The sequence below is a fragment of the Lysobacter sp. CA196 genome (assembly GCF_052078695.1).
Taxonomy (GTDB): domain Bacteria; phylum Pseudomonadota; class Gammaproteobacteria; order Xanthomonadales; family Xanthomonadaceae; genus Lysobacter.
Genome location: NZ_JBQJIN010000001.1, coordinates 505972 through 523861, shown reverse-complemented (window position 1 = coordinate 523861; position 17890 = coordinate 505972). Strand labels below are relative to the sequence as shown.

Genomic DNA, 17890 nt, shown 5'->3' with positions numbered 1-17890 from the left:
CTCTGCCGAATCCCGAATCCCGAGTCCCGTTCGGGTCAGCCAAACCTACCGGTGATGTAATCCTCGGTCTGCTGCTTCGTCGGCTTGGAGAAAATCTGTTCGGTCGGGCCGTGCTCGATCAGGTCGCCCAGGTACATGAAGGCGGTGAAATCCGAGACGCGCGCGGCCTGCTGCATGTTGTGGGTCACGATCGCGATCGTGTAGTCCTTCTTCAGCTCTTCGACCAACTGCTCGATGCGGCTGGTCGAGATCGGGTCCAGCGCCGAGGTCGGCTCGTCGAGCAGCAGCACCGACGGCTTCAACGCCACCGCGCGGGCGATGCACAGGCGCTGCTGCTGGCCGCCGGACAGGCCCAGCGCACTCTGGCCCAGTTTGTCCTTGACCTCGTCCCACAGCGCGCCCTGGCGCAGGGCCTGCTCGACGCGATCGTTCATTTCCGGCTTCGACAATTTCTCGTGGTGGCGGATGCCGTAGGCCACGTTCTCGAAGATCGTCATCGGGAACGGCACCGGTTTCTGGAACACCATGCCGACCTTGCTGCGCAGGCGGTTCATCGGGTACTTCGGGTCGAGGATGTTGTCGCCGTCGAGCAGCACTTCGCCGCGCGCTTCCAGCTTCGGATACAGCGCATAGATGCGGTTGAAGATGCGCAGCAGGGTCGACTTGCCGCAACCGGAGGGGCCGATCAGCGCGGTGACCTGCTTCTCGGGGATCTCCAGGCCGATCGACTTCAGTGCGTGGAACTTGTCGTAGTAGAAGTCCAGGCCGCGGGCGGCGAGCTTGACCGGCGAAGCGCCGACCACGGCCGCGGCGCGGTCCGGGGTGGCGACGGAAAGGCGTGCATCGTTCATGGCCGGGGTCCGGGCAACGGGTTGGTTCGAAAGATCAGTCATTGGAGATCCGATTGCGCAACACGAGGGCGCGGGCGAGCAGGCTGACGACCAGGACGAAGAAGGTAAGCACCAAGGCGCCGGCCCAGGCGAGGGTCTGCCAGGTTTCGTAAGGGCTGCCGGCGAACTGGTTCATCACCACCGGCACGCTGGCCATCGGCTGCAGCACGTTGTGGCTCCAGTATTGGTTGCCGAAGGCGGTGAACAGCAGCGGCGCGGTTTCGCCGGAAATGCGCGCCAGGGCGAGCAGCACGCCGGTGACGATGCCGGCCGAGGCGCTGCGGTACAGCACCTGCACGATCACCTTCCACTGCGGCACGCCGAGCGACAGCGCGGCCTCGCGCATCTGCGAAGGCACCAGGCGCAGCATTTCGTCGGTGGTGCGCACCACCACCGGCAGCACGATGAAGGCCAGCGAGATCGCACCGGCCAAGGCCGAGAAATTGCCGCCGCTCTGCATGACCACCAGGGTGTAGACGAACAGGCCGAGCACGATCGACGGCGCCGACAACAGGATGTCGTTGACGAAGCGCACGATGGTGCCGATCTTGCGGCCGGCGCCGTACTCGGCCAGCCAGGTGCCGGCGGCGATGCCGAGCGGGGTACCCAGCACGATCGCGATCAGGCACATCACCGCGCTGCCGAAGAAGGCGTTGAGCAGGCCGCCTTCCTGCATCGGCGGCGGCGTGTTCTGGGTGAACAGCGCGACGTTGATGCCGCCCAGGCCTTTGGAGAGCAGGGTGTAGAGAATCCAGCCGAGGAAGAACAGGCCGAACGCGGCGGCCGCGCAGGCCATCAGCACCGCGATCGCGTTGAACACGCGGCGACGGCCGTACAGCGAATCGGCGACGCGGTGGCGGCGTTGCAGGTCGGCGTCGAAGGTAGTCGGAGTCGCGTTCATCAGTTGCCCTCCTTGCGCGAGAGTTGCATCAGCATCAGCCGCGCCGCGGCCAGCACGAAGAAGGTCACGATGAACAGCACGAAGCCGAGCAGCAGCAGCGCCGAGCGATAGGTCTCGGTGGCTTCGCCGAAGTCGTTGGCGATCAGTGCGGCGATGGTCGTGCCCGGTTCGAGCAGCGAGGCCGAGAAGTTGACCGAGTTGCCGATCACGAAGGCGACCGCCATGGTTTCGCCGAGGGCGCGGCCGAGACCGAGGAACACGCCGCCGATCACCGCCGAGCGGGTATACGGCAGGACGATGTCCCAGCTGACTTCCCACTTGGTCGAGCCCAGCGCGTAGGCCGATTCCTTGAGTCGGGTCGGCACGGTCAGAAACACTTCGCGCATCACCGAGGAAATGAACGGGATCACCATGATCGCCAGGACGATGCCGGCGGTTAGCATGCCGATGCCGAGCGGCGGGCCCTGGAACAGCTTGCCGATCACCGGCCAGGTGCCGACGTTGTCGTTGAGCCAGGGCGTGACGTGTTCGGTCATCACCGGCACCAGCACGAACAAGCCCCACATGCCGTAGATGATCGAGGGAATGCCGGCGAGCAGTTCGATCGCGGTGCCGATCGGGCCGCGCGCCCAGCGCGGCGCCACTTCGGTCAGGAAGAAGGCGATGCCGAAGCTGACCGGCACCGCGATCGCCATCGCGATCAGCGCGGTGACGATGGTGCCGTAGATCGGAACGAGCGCGCCGTACTGGTCCTCGACCGGGTTCCATTCGGCGGTGATGAAGAAATCGAGACCTTCCTTGGCCAATACGTCGCGTCCGCCCCAGAGCATCGACAAGGCGGCGCTGGCGAGAGCGAACAGGACGAAGACGACGGTGGCGGTGAGCACATAACGAAACAGACGGTCGTTGCGCGCATCTTTGCTATCGCGGCTGGAAATACCGGATCGAGCGGGTAGGGCGGTCGCGTTCATTGCGAAGGGAGGTCCGTCGTGGCAGTGCGATGCATCGGGAGCGTGCGGGGCTGTGGCGGATGCGGGGTGCTGGTCGGGCGTGGTGCGGGTGCTACTGAGTTGTCGATGAAGTGGGTTTCAGCGGCGGGTTGCTAAAACCTTTCTTACTCGTCATCCCCGCGTAGGCGGGGATCCACGGGACTTTCGTGCGAGAACGTTTGAGGTCTCTAGATCTCCGCCTGCGCGGAGATGGCGAATCGGCAAAGCCGCGCGCTTGCGCGCACGGGCCGATTCGTCACTTGAACTCGGCGGCCCAGTAGGCTTCGATCTGCTTGACCAGTTCCGGCGGCAGCGGCACGTAGTCCAAGCCCTGCGCCTGCGTCTGGCCGTTCTCGAAGGCCCACTTGAAGAAGGCGCGGGTGTCGGCGCTGCGCTTGGCGTCCTTGGGCTGCTTGTACATCAGGATGAAATTGGTCGCGGTGATCGGCCAGGACTGCGCGCCGCTGGCATTGGTGATGACCAGGTTGAAGTCTTTCGCGCTGGCCCAGTCGGCGGTCGAGGCCGCGGCCTGGAAGGCCTCGGCGCTCGGCTGCACGAAGTTGCCGGCGGCGTTCTGCAACTGCGTGTGCGCCATCTTGTTCTGCAGCGCATAGGCCAGCTCGACGTAGCCGATCGAACCCTTGATCTGCTTCACGTACGAGGCCACGCCTTCGTTGCCCTTGCCGCCGACGCCGCCCGGCCACTGCACCGAGGTGCCTTCGCCGACCTTGCTCTTCCAGGTCGGGCTGACCTTGGACAGGTAGTTGGAGAAGTTGAAAGTGGTGCCCGAGCCGTCGGAGCGGTGGACGATGTTGATCTTCAGGTCGGGCAGGGCGACGCCCGGGTTGACCGCGGCGATCGCGGCGTCGTTCCACTTGCCGACGTTGCCGAGGAAGATGTCGGCCAGCAGCGGGCCGGTCAGGCGCAGCTTGCCGGCGTCGATGCCCTCCACGTTGACCACCGGCACCACGCCGCCGATCGCCGAGGGGAACTGGCCGAGGCCGGCGGCGGCGAGCTCTTCGCTCGGCAGCGGCTTGTCGGAGGAGCCGAAATCGACCGTGCCGGCCTTGATCTGGGCGATGCCGCCGCCGGAACCGATCGACTGGTAGTTGACCTTGGCGCCGGTGGCCTTGTGGTAGTCGTCCGACCACTTCGACAGCAGCGGGAAGATGAAGGTCGCGCCGGCGCCGGTGATCTGCGCGGCGACCTGGTCGCCCGCGGGCGCGGCGGCCTCGGTCTTGCCGTCGGCGGCCGGGGCCGGCGTCTGGCTGCCCGAACACGCGGCGGCGGCCAGGGTAATGGCGAGTGACAGGACGGCGATGCGGGCCGGCGACGATTTCATGCGCTACTCCATGAAAGAAGGCCGGCGAGGGCGCCGGCTCGGATGGCGCCATTTGATGATCTTTTTGTTACACGGCTATGACATGGATTCGTAATGAATCTGTAGCGAAAGGACGGGAGGGGTGTTGAAAGTCGCGCTTTGAGGGGCTGGAGCTGCTGTTTGGCGGTCACAAACGGCCCCAGGCACGGTTTTCACGGCGACTGCGGCACAGGCTGTTTGAGGCGCTGGGCCGGAGTGGAGTGGGCGGTCCTGCCGTCGTTTCCGCGAGGGCGGGAACCCAGGGCTTCATCCAGGCAGGGCACTGAAGTCTCCCAAACCCCGAATCCCGAGTCCCGAGTCCCGAGTCCCGAAAAAACAAAACGGGCCCGAAGGCCCGTCGTGTCCGATCTTCCCAATCTGAAGGATCCCCCCGGATCCGACGATCGGTCGGATCAGTAGTTCATGTTCGCCGTCCAGTAGGTTTCGATCTGCTTGACCAGCGCGTCCGGTAGCGGCACGTAGTCGAGCGTCTTGGCCTGCTGGTCGCCGTTGGCGTAAACCCAGCGGAAGAATTCCTTGGCGTTCTTGGCGCCGGCGGCGTTCTTGGGCTGCTTGTACATCAGGATGAAGTTGGTCGCGGTGATCGGCCAGGAGTTCTCGCCCGGCGCGTTGGTCATGACCAGGTAGAAGTCCTTGGCGTCGGCCCAGTTGGCGCTGGCGGCGGCGGCCGAGAAGGTCTCGTCGGTCGGCAGCACGAAGTTGCCGTCGGCGTTCTTCAGGCGCGAATACGCCATCTTGTTCTGCAGCGCGTACGACAGCTCGACATAGCCGATGCCGCCCTGGATCTGCTTGACGTAAGCGGCCACGCCTTCGTTGCCCTTGCCGCCGATGCCGGTCGGCCACTTGACCGCAGTGCCTTCGCCGACCGAGCTCTTCCAGTCGCCGCTGACCTTGGACAGGTAGTTGACGAAGTTGAAGGTGGTGCCCGAACCGTCCGAGCGGTGGACGACGGTGATCTTCTTCGCCGGCAGCTTCAGGCCGCCGTTCAGGGCGACGATCGCCGGGTCGTTCCACATGCTGATCTTGCCGAGGAAAATGCCGGCGAGGGTTTCGCCGTCGAGCTTCATCGCACCCGAGGCCACGCCCGGCACGTTGATCACCGGCACCACGCCGCCGATCACCGACGGGAACTGGGCCAGGCCGAACTTGGCGAGCTCTTCGGGCTTGAGCGGGGCGTCGGAAGAACCGAAGTCGACCGTCGCGGCCTTGATCTGGGCGATGCCGCCGCCGGAGCCGATCGACTGATAGTTCACTTTCTTGCTGGTCGACTTGGCGTAGTCGGCCGACCACTTCGACATCACGGGATACACGAACGACGCGCCCGCGCCGGTGACGTCGGCGGCCTGGGCGTTGACGGCGAACGCGGTCGCGAAGGCGAGTGCGGTCAGGCGGAAGGACAGAGACTTGAACACGGTGAGCTCCTGAAGGCAGACGGCTGGCACAGATCCGTTGCGGCGCATTTCATAACGGTTCGATGACAGTCGCGAGGCGGAAACATGACAGAGACGTGACATCCCTTTCTTTCCGACGCGCGGTGCGCGCAAAAGAAGGGCGCGGCCTAGGCCGCGCCCGTAACGATCGTTGCCGATCGAGGGGGAGAGATGTCCGATCGAGGGGTAAGCCGCGGCTTACCAGTAGAACTGCACGCGCGCCGAGATCACGTTCGGGCTGTCGTCGACCACGCGGTTGAAGGTGCGGTTGTTGTAGGCCGCGGTCTGCGAGTAGGTGGCGCTGGTCTTGCCGATGTAGCGCGAGCTATCGACGATCGAGTAGTCGAGCATGAACTTGAAGTTCGAGCGCCAGTACCAGTTCACGCCGACCGTCCAGGCGTCCATTTCGCCGCCGAGCACGCCGTCGACGATCGGAGCGGCGGTCGGGGTCGCGCCCGGGCGCACCGAACCGTCGTTGAGGTCGATCTTGTCGTAGCGCACGCCGACCTGCCACATGCCGCTGGCGGGTTCGTCGGGCAGCGGGGTGGTCGGCACGCCGGCCTTGTAGCCCCAGGTCTCGCCGGTGATGTTCCACACGCCGCTGACGTAGAAGCTGTCGCCGCTGAACTTCTTGCCCGGCTGGGCGATGGAGCGGGTGGCGTAGCGGTCGAATTCCGAACGCATGTACTCGGCCTGGACCTTGACCGGGCCGTGCACCCACATCGCTTCGGCGCCGATGGTGTTCTGGCGGTCGACGTTGAGCAGGTTGCCGGTGTCGACCAAGCGGCCGGCGGCGAGATCGACCTGCGGACGGGTGCGGATGCGCACGGTGTCGGCGTCGGTGTCGAGGTCGACGTAGGACAGGCCGAGGTGCAGGATGTTGCCCTTCTCGTTGATCGGGGCGAAGGTGCCGCGCAGACCGTAGCCCGAGCCGTGGGCGAGGTTACGGGTCAGCTCGCGGCCGAAGTAGCTCGCGGTCAGGCTCCAGTCGTTGGTGCCGTAGCTGTAGGCGGCGCCGAGGCGGCGCGCCACGCCGAAGGTGTTGGTCACCATCGCCTTGGAGATGAAGTCGTTGTTCTTGGTCGAGGACAGCTCTTCCAGGCTGTTCGGCTGCTTGTACTGGCCGACCTGGATGAAGTGGTTGGCGTTGCCGCCGAGCTTGTACTTCAGGTTGACGTCGAGGAACTTGTCGGCCTTGGCGTCGTAGCCGGCGACCCACTCGATGTTGCCCGGGCCCTTGCCCTTGAGCACGAGCTCGGCGCGGCGCAGCTCGTTGTCGTTGTCCTTGCCGTCCGGCAGGTCGGCGTTGAGGTTGAGGACGTCGCTGTTGAAATCGTTGTAATCCGCCTGCAGCAGACCTTCGAAGGTGACTTCCGAGTCGCCGATGACGTCGAGTGCGATTTCGGCGTGCGCGGCGGGCGCTGCGAGAGCGGCGAACAACGCGACGGCAAGGGTGTTGCGGGAGAGTTTCATGGTCTAGCCCTGAGGCGTGGAGTGATGGCGCGCAGGCTAGAGTGTGAAAGTTGCGTAAATGTGACAGATCTGACTTATTTCGCAGGCATGACGTTGCGATGACGCTCGCGCAAGCGCCGCGCGCCGATGAGGTTTCCGTTTGGAATCAAGCCGCTACGGGCTCGGGTTCGCCCGGCGTTTTGTCCGTGAAGCGGCACAGATCACGGATCGCGCAATGCGGGCAATCGGGCTTGCGTGCCTTGCAAACGTAACGTCCGTGCAGGATCAACCAGTGATGCGCGTCGTGAAGGTAGTGCGCGGGCACCGCCTTGAGCAGGCCGTCCTCGACCGCGCGCACGTCCTTGCCCGGCGCCAGGCCGGTGCGGGTGGAGACGCGGAAGATATGGGTGTCCACCGCCATGGTCGGTTCGCCGAAGGCAGTGTTGAGTACGACGTTGGCGGTCTTGCGGCCGACCCCGGGCAGGGCTTCGAGCGCGGCGCGGTCGTGCGGCACTTCGCCGCCGTGCCGTTCGATCAGCTGCTGCGACAAGGCGATCACGTTCGCCGCCTTGGTGTTGAACAGGCCGATGGTGGCGATGTAGGGCTTGAGCCCGTCGACGCCGAGTGCGGCGATCGCCTGCGGGGTGTTGGCGACCGGGAACAATTTACGCATGGCCTTGTTGACGCCGACGTCGGTGGCCTGCGCCGACAGCACTACCGCGACCAGCAATTCGAACGGCGTGCTGTATTCGAGTTCGGTGGTCGGCTTCGGGTTCAAGGCCTGCAGGCGCGAGAACATCTCCTCGATCTCGGCCGGGCCGAGACGGACGACGCGTTTGCCGGCCGGTTTCGCGGTCTTTTTTGCGACGGGCTTGACCGTGGCGGGCTTGGTCGTTGCCGACTTGGTCACGGCGCGCTTGGCCGGGATTTTCGCGGCAGGTTTTGCGACGCTCTTCTTGGCGACCTTGTTGGTCGCTTTCTTGAGCGTCTTGAGGGCGGCGTTCCTGGCGGGCTTGGCGGCGGGCGGGGAGGTCTTGGCCATGCGGAGGGTCGGTCTCAGGTCGGTCCGCGCTGCGCGGCCTTGGCCTTGGCGCGGGCCAGGGCGGCCGCGGCGGCCGAAGGCAGGGCCGGGCGCTGCGTGGTGGGGGAGGAGGTGTCGGCGATCGTGTTGTCAGCCGAAGTGTCGGCCGAGTTCGTCGGCGCAGGTGTCGCCGCGCGTCGCGCAGCGCGCTCGTCGGCGCGTCGCTGCAGGCGCTGGTTGCGGGCGCGATAGCGCTCGCGCGCGGCCAGGGCGCGCAGGCGCGCCTCGCGTGCGCTGCGCAAGGCTTGCATGCAGGCGTCCGTGCACTGGCGACAGACGATGCCGTCGATGTCGCGGTCGTCGAAGTTCGCGTTCAACAAGCCGAGCGCGATCGCGGCATCCAGGTCGTCCTGCGCCAGGGCCGCGACGATCGCGTGCGCCGCCGCGCCGCGCGCATCGGCGCAGCCGCAGCGGCACAGCGCGGACGTGCGCTCGCTCACGTTCCGGCGAAAGCGGGCTTGCGCCGTTCGAGGAAGGCGGTGGTGCCTTCGCGCATGTCGTCGGTCGCGAACATCAGGCCGAACTGCGCGGTTTCGTACTCCAGGCCTTCTTCGATCCCGCATTCGCCGCCGACCGCGATGCAGTCGAGCACGCCGCGCAGCGCCAGCGGCGCGGCCGCGGCGAGCTGTTCGGCCAGCTTGAAGGTCTCGGCTTCGAGTTCGGCCGCCGGCACCACCCGATTGACGATGCCGAGCTCGCGCGCACGCGCGGCGTCGATCGGGGTGCCGACCAGGCACAGCTCCAGGGTGGCGGCGCGGCCGGCCAGGCGCAGCAGGCGCTGGGTGCCGCCGAAGCCCGGGATCAGGCCGAGGTTGATCTCGGGCTGGCCGATCTTGGCGTTGTCGGAGGCGATGCGCAGATGGCAGCCCATCGCCAGTTCCAGGCCGCCGCCGAGGGCGAAGCCGTTGATCATGCCGATCACGGGTTTGGGCATTTTCTCGATCCGGCGCATCAGTTTCTGCCCGCGCTGGGAGAAATCGCGGCCCTGGACCGGGGTCAGGGTGTTCATTTCCGAGATGTCGGCGCCGGCGACGAAGGCCTTGGGGCCAGCGCCGGTCAGGATCACGGCGCGCACGGCGGGATCGGCCGCGGCGGCCTCGAAGGCGGCCAGCAGGGCGTCCAGGGTCGCCGCATTGAGCGCGTTCAGCTTGTCGGGACGGTTGACGGTGATCTGGCGCACGGCGCCGCGATCGGCGATCAGCAGGGGCGATTCGGTCATGTGATGGCCGTAGGATTCCGGGGCGATGGGGGGCGGCAGGCAGGGAACTCCGGCCCTGCGTCGCGGTCTCAGCCCGCAGCGTCAGTGGCGGTTAAGCGCTGCCGCCGGTATCCTAACTCGTCCCGTCGGGCACTTACGACCGACCCAGGGCTTTCTACATCGGGGCATGATTGGACTATGCCCCTAGCCGATCGGGGCGACGCAGTCGCCCCGTGCCATAACCGGAGATTCCACCGAATGAAGTTGCGTTTGATTGCTGCCGCCGTTGCGGCCCTGGCACTGACCGCCGGCAACGCCGTCGCGCAGGACACTTCTTCCGAGAAGGGCAAGCTGAGCTACGCGCTCGGTTACGACCTCGGCCGCAATGCCGTCGAAAGCGGTGAGCAGGTCGATGTCAACACGATCGTCAAGGGTCTGCAGGACGGCTATTCCAAGAAGCAGCCGTCGGTGCCGGTCGACCAGCTGCGCACTGCCGTGCAGAACATGCAGAAGCGCCAGCAGGACAAGGCCAAGGCCGAGTGGGACAAGGCCGCTGCCGAGAACAAGGGCAAGAGCGACACCTTCATCAACGGCAACAAGGGCAAGGCCGGCGTGAAGGTGCTGCCGAGCGGCGTGCAGTACCGCATCATCGACACCGGTACCGGCGCCAAGCCGACCCAGGCCAGCACCGTCGCCCTGGAAGTCGCCGGTCCGTTCCCGTGGGGCCAGCGTCCGGAGCAGGCGCGTCCGGCCAACTCGATTCCGTCGATCAAGGTCAGCGAAATCGAAATGGCGGCGATGCGCGAAGTGCTGCTGCAGATGCCGAGCGGCTCGAAGTGGGAAGTGACCCTGCCGGCCGACAAGGCCTACGGCGCCGACCCGCGTACCCCGTACCCGCCGAACGTCGCCGTGCAGTTCGAAATCAAGCTGGTCAGCGTCAAGTAAGACCCGCAACGCGTCACAGACTTGCGCCGGCTAGCCCGGCGCAAGTCGTTTCTGGAGCAGGGCGGCGCATCCGGCGATTCACCGATCCGATGCGCGGTACCTGATGTTTCGCACCACCTGCCGATCGCATCGGTCAGGCTTTACGAGGTCGCCCCGCCAGGCACAATGGCGGCATGGCCTCGGTGGACGATATGACGACATTCCGCGCGGTGTTGAGTCCGTGCATCGGTGTCTGCCAACTCGGCGACGACGGCCTGTGCTCGGGCTGCCACCGCACCACGGCCGAAATCGCCCGTTGGTCGCAGATGAACGACGATGAGCGCCTGCGTCTGATGGAAGTGGTGCTGCCGCAGCGCGAGTCGAAACTGCGGTGACCACGCCTGCGCCAACGCCGGCCTTCGTGGGCGCCGACTTCCTCGACGGCGATTCGCGCGAACGCACCCGTCTGCTGGCGGCGCTGCACCCGCTCGATGCCGCGCCCGAGAGCGACGGCTGGAACCTCGACGACCTGACCGGGCTGTTGCCCGACGATGCCTCGCATGCGCAAGCCGCGGTGCTGGTCGGCCTGGTGCCGCGCGCCGAGGGCGTGCAGGTGCTGCTTACCCGCCGCACCGACGGCCTGCGCCAGCACGGCGGCCAGGTCAGCTTTCCCGGCGGCCGCATCGAGCCCGGCGATGCCGACGCGGTCGCGGCCGCTTTGCGCGAAACCGAGGAGGAAATCGGCGTACCGGCCGCGTTGATCGCGCCGCTCGGTTTCCTCGACCCGCTGGTGACGATCACCGGTTTTCGCGTGCTGCCGCTGGTCGCGGTGATCGACCCGGCCTATGTCGCACGGCCCGATCCGAACGAAGTCGCGGACGTGTTCGAAGTGCCGCTGGTCTTCCTGCTCGACCCCGACAACCTCACCACGCGCACCCTCGAGTACAAGGGCCGCGCCCGTCACGTGCTCGAATACCGTTATCCGAGCCAACGCATCTGGGGCGCGACCGCCTCGATGCTGTTGAACCTGCGGCAGCGATTGGAGACGACCCGATGAGCGATTGGACCACCCTGGTATCGGCCGAGGACCTCGCCGCGGCGTTGGGCCGCGACGATCTGATCGTCGTCGACGCGCGTTTCGGCCTCAACGACACCGCCGCGGGCGAAGACGCCTATCGCCAGGCGCATGTGCCCGGCGCGCGCTATGCCCACCTCGATCGCGACTTGTCGGATCACCGCAAATCCGGCGGCGGCCGCCATCCCTGGCCCGAGGCCGACGATTTCACCGCCGCGCTCGGGCGCTGGGGCATCACCCCGCAGCATCAGGTCGTGGTCTACGACAACGGCGACGGCGCCCTGGCCGCGGCGCGCCTGTGGTTCCTGCTGCGCGTGCTCGGCCACCGACGCGTCGCTGTGCTCGATGGCGGTTGGCAGCGCTGGACCGCGCTCGGCCTGCCGAGCGACGACCTCGTGCCCACGCCGGCAGCGACCCGCTACGAAGCCGGCTACGACGCGCGCCGCGTGCTGGATGCGCAGGACGTGCGCTCCTTGCTCGATTCCGGTGGCCTGCTGATCGATGCGCGCGCCGGCGAGCGTTTCCGCGGCGAAGTCGAACCGCTCGACCGCGTCGCCGGCCATGTGCCGGGCGCGCGCAACCGCCCGTATGCGAATAACCTCGCCGATGGCCGCTTCAAGTCGAGCGAAACCCTAGCCAGCGAATTCGCGCCCTTGCTCGCAGGGTATGCGCCTGCGCAGACCGCGGTGATGTGCGGCTCCGGCGTGACCGCCTGCCATCATCTGTTGGCGATGGCGCATGCCGGGTTCGACGGCGCGGCGCTGTATACCGGGTCGTGGAGCGGGTGGATCGAGGATCCGCAGCGGCCGGTGGCGACCGGGGACGAGTGAGGCGAGGGATGCGCAGTCGTTGCTGCCATAAATCGAAGCCACGAACCGTCGTGGGTGCTCTCCTGTAGGAGCGCCGTGAGCCGCGATCACGGGACGCGCAGGGACACCAAGGCTGATGTCATCGAGCGGAGCGGCGCGGTTTCGCCGGGGGTAGGAGCGACGCAAGTCGCGACCGCGATGCGACGGTCTTGCGGCGCCTCGCTCAAGCAAGATCAAACGCATAAAGCTTCCGCTGCTAAAGCGGCGGGTTACTTTCTTTTGTCTAAAGCAACAAAAGAAAGCTAACCAAAGAAGTTGCTTTTCTTTGAGTCAATGGCCCGCACGATCGATGCATCCGCGGGGCTCTACATACGGGACATCCCTGTCCCGATGAAAAACGGCGCGCATCCTTGCGCGCCGCCCTCCGGGTCTTCTCTAGCTTTCGCTAGTGCGAATCGGCGCACAACAACAGCAACGGAGAATGGCTGCCTTAGGGGTAGGAGCGGCGCAAGCCGCGACCGCGTCGTGGTGGTCTCGCGGCGTGTCGCTCAAGCAAGAGCGGGATCAGATCCAGATCAAATCGACGCACGGCAAGAGCCGCCGACCACACAGGGGGCACGTGTGTGACGCCGCCATTGTAGGAGCGATGCAAGTCGCGACCACGCAGCCTCGGGATCGCTGCGTCGTTACCGTCATGACGCGGTCGCGGCTTGCGCCGCTCCTACCCAAGAGCAACACGGCCTTTGCCTTTGCCGTGAAGAGCTTGGCGCAGTACCGAACTACGATGCAACCGTAGACCCAAAGGGCGGCGCACAGGACGTGCGCCCAGCTCCTAAATGGAATGCCCCGATAGGACAAGGATGTCCTATCGAAAAATCCCCGCGGGCGCATCGAACTCGCAGGGGAGCTTCGTCAAGGAGAGCTCTTTTCTTTGGTTAGCTTTCTTTTGGGCCAGCAAAAGAAAGTAATCCGGCCGCGTCAGCGGACGGAAGCTCTGCACTTGCTCGACAAGCAGCACCGCGAATCCATCCCTGTAGGAGCGGCGCGAGCCGCGACCGCGAAGCCATCCGCACTGCGATCCGCAATCGCCTCCGCGCATCGCGAACATTCCGCCACCTCACCGACTCGCGGCCGCCTTGCCCCGCGCTTGTTGCAGCTTGACGAAATAAGCTCATTCCACTTCATCATTACTGTGCTTGTCGTCGCGTAATCGCAGCGTCACAGGTCGCGCCCATCCTGCGCGCAGTTCGTACAGGGGGAGTGCGCGCCATGCCGCGTGCCGTTGGGTTGCCGTTCGTGTTGTTTTTGTTCGTATCGTTATCTGCGATTGCGTTTCCCGCTCATGCCCAGGACGCCGAGCGCGTCCGTATTCACGGTTCTCAAACGCTCGGTCATGCGCTGGTGCCTGGCTTGGCCGAGGCCTGGTTGCGCGATATCGGTTATTCGGGAATTCGCACCCTTCGTCCGCGCCCGGCCTTGACCGAAATCCACGCCAGCCGCGATGGCCAGCCGTTGATCGTCGAAATCGCCGGCAGCGATTCGGCGCAGGGGTTCACCGATCTCGTCGAAGGCGAGGCACAGATCGCGATGATGGCGCGGCGGCCGAATGCGGCCGAACTCGACGCCGGGTGGCAGCTAGGCGATCTGGGTTCGCAGGATCAGGAGTTCGTGGTTGCGCTCGACGGTGTCGCGGTCGTGGTCAATCGTCGCAATCCGGTCGTGCGCCTCGATTTCGCCCAGTTGCGCCGGCTGTTTTCCGGGCAGTCGCGGCAATGGAGCGAGTTCGGCGGCAGCCAGGGCGAGGTGCGGCTGCATCTCGATTCCGGCGCTGGTGCGGTGCGCGACCTGATGAACGAGCGGGTCATGCTCGGTACGACGTTCGGCGAAGCGCAGCAGCATCGCAGCGCTCGCGAACTGATCGCGGCGGTCGCGGCCGATCCCATGGCGATCGGCCTGATCCCGATCGGCGAGCACTACGGCGACGGCACCAAGCCCGTGGCGATCGCAGACGGCGGGCGCGCGATCGCGCCGACCCGAACCGAGGTGCTGAGCGAGGACTATCCCTTGAGCCGGCGCCTGTATCTGTACGGCGGCCAGATGATGGGCGCCTTGAGCCGCAGCTTCGCCTTGTACGCGATGACCCGCGCCGGTCAGCGCGCGGTCGCGCGCAGCGGTCATCTCGCGGTGACCCTGGTGCCGGGGCGCGAGCGGCCTGTCTCGGCCGGCCCGGCGGAGTATCGCGAATTGGTCGGTCGCGCGGTGCGTCTGCCGCTGAGCCTGCGCTTCAACTTCGGCGGACCCGGCGAAAGCGGCGTCGCCGCGAACGTGTTCGACAGCCGAGCGGTGCGCGATCTGGATCGCCTGCGCAGCTTCATGGCGTTGCCGCCGAATCGCGGCCGGCGATTGCTGGTGGTCGGATTCGCCGACGCCAGCGCCGGTTCGACGATGGCGGCGATGATGATGAGCAACGACCGCGCCGACCTGGTCGCGCAGGAGCTGATGTCGCGCGGCCTCAGGGTCGAACAGGCCCGCGGCATGGGCACGGCCTTGCCGCTGGCGGCTGCGCTGCCGGGCAGCGCGCGCAAGGCGATCGCGCGCGATGCCGGTTCGCGTTATCGCAACGAGCGGGTCGAGGTATGGTTGTTGTGATGTCGTAGCGGCCGCTTGATTGGCGTCACCCGGCGTGACGAGTCGCGGTTTCGGTTCGCTACGCGGTCGCGGCTTGCGCCGCTCCTCCCCCTAAAGACGAATCAAAGGGTAGGAGCGGCGCGAGCCGCGACCGCGAAATTATCCGCAACGGCGCAAGCCGCGGATGTGCCGATACACAAGCGCGAGGGCCTTACTTGCCCAGCTTCGCCACCAGCGCCTTCAACGCGGCCTGCGTATCCGGCGAATACCAGGCGTCGACGAAACGATCGAGCTCGATGTGCTCCGGACGCAGGGCTTCGACCAGGTCGGCGCGGGCGAGCTGGCGAGTGTGCAGCATCGCGCTGCGCGGCAGGCTCAGCAATTGCTCCAGCCAGACCCGGCCACGCTGAGCGACGTTCTCGATCTCGACCAGCTCATCGACGAGCCCGATCCGCACGGCGGTGTCGGCGTCGACCATCTCGCCGCCGACCAGCAGGCGTTCGGCGCGGTAAGCGCCGACCACGCGCCGCATCAGGCGCTGGATGCCTTCGGGCGCGACCAGGCCGACCTGGGTTTCGTTGAGGCCGATCCGGTACGGGCCCGAGGCCATGATCCGGTAGTCGCAGCACAGCGCGAGCACGCAACCGCCGGCCGGCGCATGGCCGGCGAGGGCTGCGACCACCGGCACCGGCGCGGAGGCCAGCGAGCGGGCGAGGCCGAAGAAGGCCTGCCACGCCAGCAGCAAATGGTCGCGCTGGTCGCCGAGCGAAAGCAGATAGGGCACGTCGAGGCCGGCCGAGAAGACCTTCGGCCCGCCGCTGAGGACGATGCCATGGGCGCCGTGGTGCACGGCCTGCTCGATCGCCTCGCGCGTGTCGTTGCACAACTGCGGGTTGAGCGCGTTGACCGGCGCGCGCGCCAGGCGGATTTCGACGATGTCGCCGTGGGTCTGGGTTTCTACGAAGCTCATGGTTTGACGTCCTGGGGCCAGCGATAGCGCACGGTGTAGGTCAGCTTGGTTTCGCCGCCGGCGGGCACCGCCACTTCGAACTGGGCGTGGCGCGCGTCCTTCTTCTTCGACGGCAGGCTGGACGACACGATCTCCCAATCGGTCCAGCGCGGCAAGGGTTCGATCACCCGAACCGTGGCCTCGTGCTTCTTTGCGTTCTTGATCGTCACCGCGAACGATTCGGTGATGGTGCGTCCGGTACGGTCGAGCTGGAAACCGCTCGCTTCGCGGGTGCTGCTGAGGTCGAAGACCTTGCCGAGCTGCAAGCGGATCTCGGCGCCCTGCGGCGTGTGCGCGAGTTGCGATTCGCCGAGGAAATCCTTGCCGTCGAAGGCGCGCACGCGCCCGGCCGGCAACGGCAGGCCGAGGCCGGCGGCCTTGTCGTTCTTGAACTCGACCTTGGACATCACCGGCACGTCGCCGGTTTGGCCCTGGAAGTTCGGATCGATCAACGGCGTCGGCGGGCGCCAGTCGTTGTCGCCGGCTTCGATCGCGTAGATGCGTTCGCAGGCGACCGCGCCGTTGCGCGGGAACAGAGCGATGCGTTCGGTGCTGCCGTTGCCGAGCGTGACCGGCTGCGGCAGGTCGTAGGCGTGGTACTCGCCGGCGGCGCGTTCGACCGGCATCTCAGCGTCGGCGGCCTGGGCGATCGGCGCCGCGGCGAAGCGTTCGGCATGGCCGCCCATGATGCCGACTTCCTCGCGGCGAGTGCGATTGGGTTCGCCGGCGACCAGGCTCAAGCGGGCCTGGTTGAAACCCGAGCCGGAACGATTGGCCACCAGCGCGGCACCATCGAGCGCGAGCTTGCAGCCCTGGCCCGGGGTCAAGGTGGCGAGGTATTCGGCGCGCCAGGCCATGCCGCCCATCGGATAGGACAGCACGAAATCGGCGTCGCCGGCCTTGTCGGCGTTGACCGTCCACTGCAGGGCCGACTGCCGCGGCAGCAGGTTGTCGTTGTCGACCAGGCTGAAGCTGTCGTAGTTGCGGATCACCTTGATGCGGCCGTCGTCGAGCGCCAGGGTCAGGCCGTCGCCGGCCGACAACAGCATGCCGCTGTCGGTCTGCTTGGCGCCGCCGGCGGTGTGTTCGACCGTGACCTTGCGGCCGATCGCCACGCCGACCACGTTCTGCGCGCCCGAGACCGGGGCGATGTAGCGCTGCCCGACGATCGCGATGCCGTTGCTGCGCGGCTGCAGCACCGCGGCCTCGGTGTCCATCGACGGCGGCAGGGACTTGCTCGACAGGGCATTGCGGCCGCTCTTGAGGGTGTAGCGCAGGGGACGTTCGACCAGCGCATAGCCGGGCATGCCGACATTGGGCGCGCGCGCGTTGGCCAGCGCCTCGTAGTCGCCGCTGTAGACGGTGAGCCGGCTTTCGCCGCCGGGCGCATCGCTGGCGGGGGCTTCGGCAGGAGCCTCGGGCCCTGCGGCGGGGCCGGCCGAACGTTGGTCGGTGCCGTCGGTCGGTGCGCCGGAACAGGCGGCCAATGAACAGGCCAGGGCGAGCAGGCTGAGCGGATGCTTCATCGTCAACTCCTTCATGGTCAACTCCTCCACAGGCGGGAGGTATCATAGGCCGATGAACGTATCTGGCATCCGAACGGGGTTGACGCTCGCCGCCATGCTGGCCGCGGCGTCGGTATTTCAGGCCGGCGCGCAGGGCCGCGCCGCGCAGCAGGCCAAGGCGCCCGCGGGCAAGGCTTGCGCCGCGCAGGTGCGCGAGGGCTGGGTACGGATGCCGCCGATGCAGATGCCGATGATGGCCGGCTTCGGCCGCATCGAGAACCGCTGCTCGGTGCCGGTGACTATCGTTTCAGCGAAGAGCGCGGCGTTCGCCGATGTATCGCTGCACGAGACCCGCATCGTCGACGGCGTCAGCAAGATGCGCGCGGTGCCCGAATTGCGCATCGCCCCGGACGGTTCAGCGCAGCTCAAGCCGGGCGGCCTACATCTTATGCTGATGCAGCCGCACAAACCGCTCAAGGAAGGCAGCCGCGTCGCGGTCGAGTTCGGGCTGAAGGACGGCGGCTCGCTGTTCGGCGAGTTCGAAGTGCGCAAGGCCGCGCCCTGACTCAAGGGGGTAGGAGCGGCGCGAGCCGCGACCAACCGCAGAGGTGAGATACC

Annotated in this window: 15 protein-coding genes and 1 pseudogene; 5 read left to right on the top strand and 11 right to left on the bottom strand. The window is 66.7% G+C overall.

Features of this window, described 5'->3' with window-relative positions:
- Positions 1-35: 35 nt before the first annotated feature.
- From pstB to ACTOWK_RS02075, 9 genes are all read right to left on the bottom strand, one after another.
- Positions 36-851 carry a phosphate ABC transporter ATP-binding protein PstB gene (gene pstB, locus ACTOWK_RS02115; protein WP_441328540.1) on the bottom strand — a complete coding sequence of 272 codons (816 nt, stop codon included), beginning with the start codon at positions 849-851 and terminating at the stop codon, positions 36-38.
- Between the two features lie 34 nt (positions 852-885).
- Positions 886-1791, bottom strand: a complete 906-nt coding sequence (gene pstA / locus ACTOWK_RS02110) for a phosphate ABC transporter permease PstA (protein WP_441328539.1) — start codon at positions 1789-1791, stop codon at positions 886-888.
- On the bottom strand, positions 1791-2762 hold the full coding sequence (pstC, locus tag ACTOWK_RS02105; protein ID WP_441328538.1) for a phosphate ABC transporter permease subunit PstC: 972 nt from the start codon (positions 2760-2762) through the stop codon (positions 1791-1793). Before pstC ends, pstA begins: the two co-directional genes overlap by 1 nt.
- Positions 2763-3036: 274 nt before the next feature.
- Complete coding sequence (gene pstS / locus ACTOWK_RS02100) at positions 3037-4122, bottom strand: phosphate ABC transporter substrate-binding protein PstS (protein ID WP_441328537.1); 1086 nt, start codon at positions 4120-4122, stop codon at positions 3037-3039.
- 431 nt (positions 4123-4553) lie between these two features.
- Positions 4554-5621, bottom strand: coding sequence for a phosphate ABC transporter substrate-binding protein PstS (pstS, locus tag ACTOWK_RS02095; RefSeq protein WP_441328536.1), 1068 nt, complete (start codon positions 5619-5621; stop codon positions 4554-4556).
- Between the two features lie 168 nt (positions 5622-5789).
- Complete coding sequence (locus ACTOWK_RS02090; protein WP_441328535.1) at positions 5790-7064, bottom strand: OprO/OprP family phosphate-selective porin; 1275 nt, start codon at positions 7062-7064, stop codon at positions 5790-5792.
- 145 nt (positions 7065-7209) lie between these two features.
- Entirely contained in the window at positions 7210-7842 is a 633-nt protein-coding gene (nth, locus tag ACTOWK_RS02085; protein ID WP_441328661.1) for an endonuclease III, read from the bottom strand.
- Positions 7843-8099: 257 nt separating this feature from the next.
- Entirely contained in the window at positions 8100-8564 is a 465-nt protein-coding gene (locus ACTOWK_RS02080) for a hypothetical protein (RefSeq protein WP_441328534.1), read from the bottom strand.
- On the bottom strand, positions 8561-9343 hold the full coding sequence (locus ACTOWK_RS02075; RefSeq protein WP_441328533.1) for an enoyl-CoA hydratase/isomerase family protein: 783 nt from the start codon (positions 9341-9343) through the stop codon (positions 8561-8563). Before ACTOWK_RS02075 ends, ACTOWK_RS02080 begins: the two co-directional genes overlap by 4 nt.
- Before the next feature lie 237 nt (positions 9344-9580).
- Between ACTOWK_RS02075 and ACTOWK_RS02070 the strand changes: the two genes are divergently transcribed.
- The 4 genes and pseudogenes from ACTOWK_RS02070 (at position 9581) to ACTOWK_RS02055 (ending at position 14779) form a co-directional block, all read left to right on the top strand.
- Positions 9581-10267 (top strand): FKBP-type peptidyl-prolyl cis-trans isomerase N-terminal domain-containing protein, encoded by a 687-nt coding sequence (locus tag ACTOWK_RS02070; RefSeq protein ID WP_441328532.1) that lies wholly within the window; start codon positions 9581-9583, stop codon positions 10265-10267.
- Positions 10268-10440: 173 nt separating this feature from the next.
- Positions 10441-11303, top strand: a pseudogene (locus tag ACTOWK_RS02065) (NUDIX hydrolase).
- Positions 11300-12151 (top strand): sulfurtransferase, encoded by an 852-nt coding sequence (locus ACTOWK_RS02060; RefSeq protein WP_441328531.1) that lies wholly within the window; start codon positions 11300-11302, stop codon positions 12149-12151. Before ACTOWK_RS02065 ends, ACTOWK_RS02060 begins: the two are co-directional and overlap by 4 nt.
- Before the next feature lie 1248 nt (positions 12152-13399).
- Positions 13400-14779, top strand: coding sequence for a substrate-binding domain-containing protein (locus ACTOWK_RS02055; protein WP_441328530.1), 1380 nt, complete (start codon positions 13400-13402; stop codon positions 14777-14779).
- 190 nt (positions 14780-14969) lie between these two features.
- On the opposite strand, the gene ACTOWK_RS02050 is transcribed toward ACTOWK_RS02055, so the two are convergent.
- Together ACTOWK_RS02050 and ACTOWK_RS02045 are read right to left on the bottom strand one after the other, a co-directional pair.
- Positions 14970-15728 (bottom strand): enoyl-CoA hydratase/isomerase family protein, encoded by a 759-nt coding sequence (locus ACTOWK_RS02050; protein WP_441328529.1) that lies wholly within the window; start codon positions 15726-15728, stop codon positions 14970-14972.
- Complete coding sequence (locus ACTOWK_RS02045; protein WP_441328528.1) at positions 15725-17308, bottom strand: DUF4139 domain-containing protein; 1584 nt, start codon at positions 17306-17308, stop codon at positions 15725-15727. The genes ACTOWK_RS02050 and ACTOWK_RS02045 overlap by 4 nt, the downstream gene beginning before the upstream one ends.
- Between ACTOWK_RS02045 and ACTOWK_RS02040 the strand changes: the two genes are divergently transcribed.
- Positions 17307-17837, top strand: a complete 531-nt coding sequence (locus tag ACTOWK_RS02040) for a copper chaperone PCu(A)C (protein ID WP_441328527.1) — start codon at positions 17307-17309, stop codon at positions 17835-17837. The two genes, ACTOWK_RS02045 and ACTOWK_RS02040, sit on opposite strands and share 2 nt — an antisense overlap.
- The last annotated feature ends 53 nt before the right edge of the window (positions 17838-17890 follow it).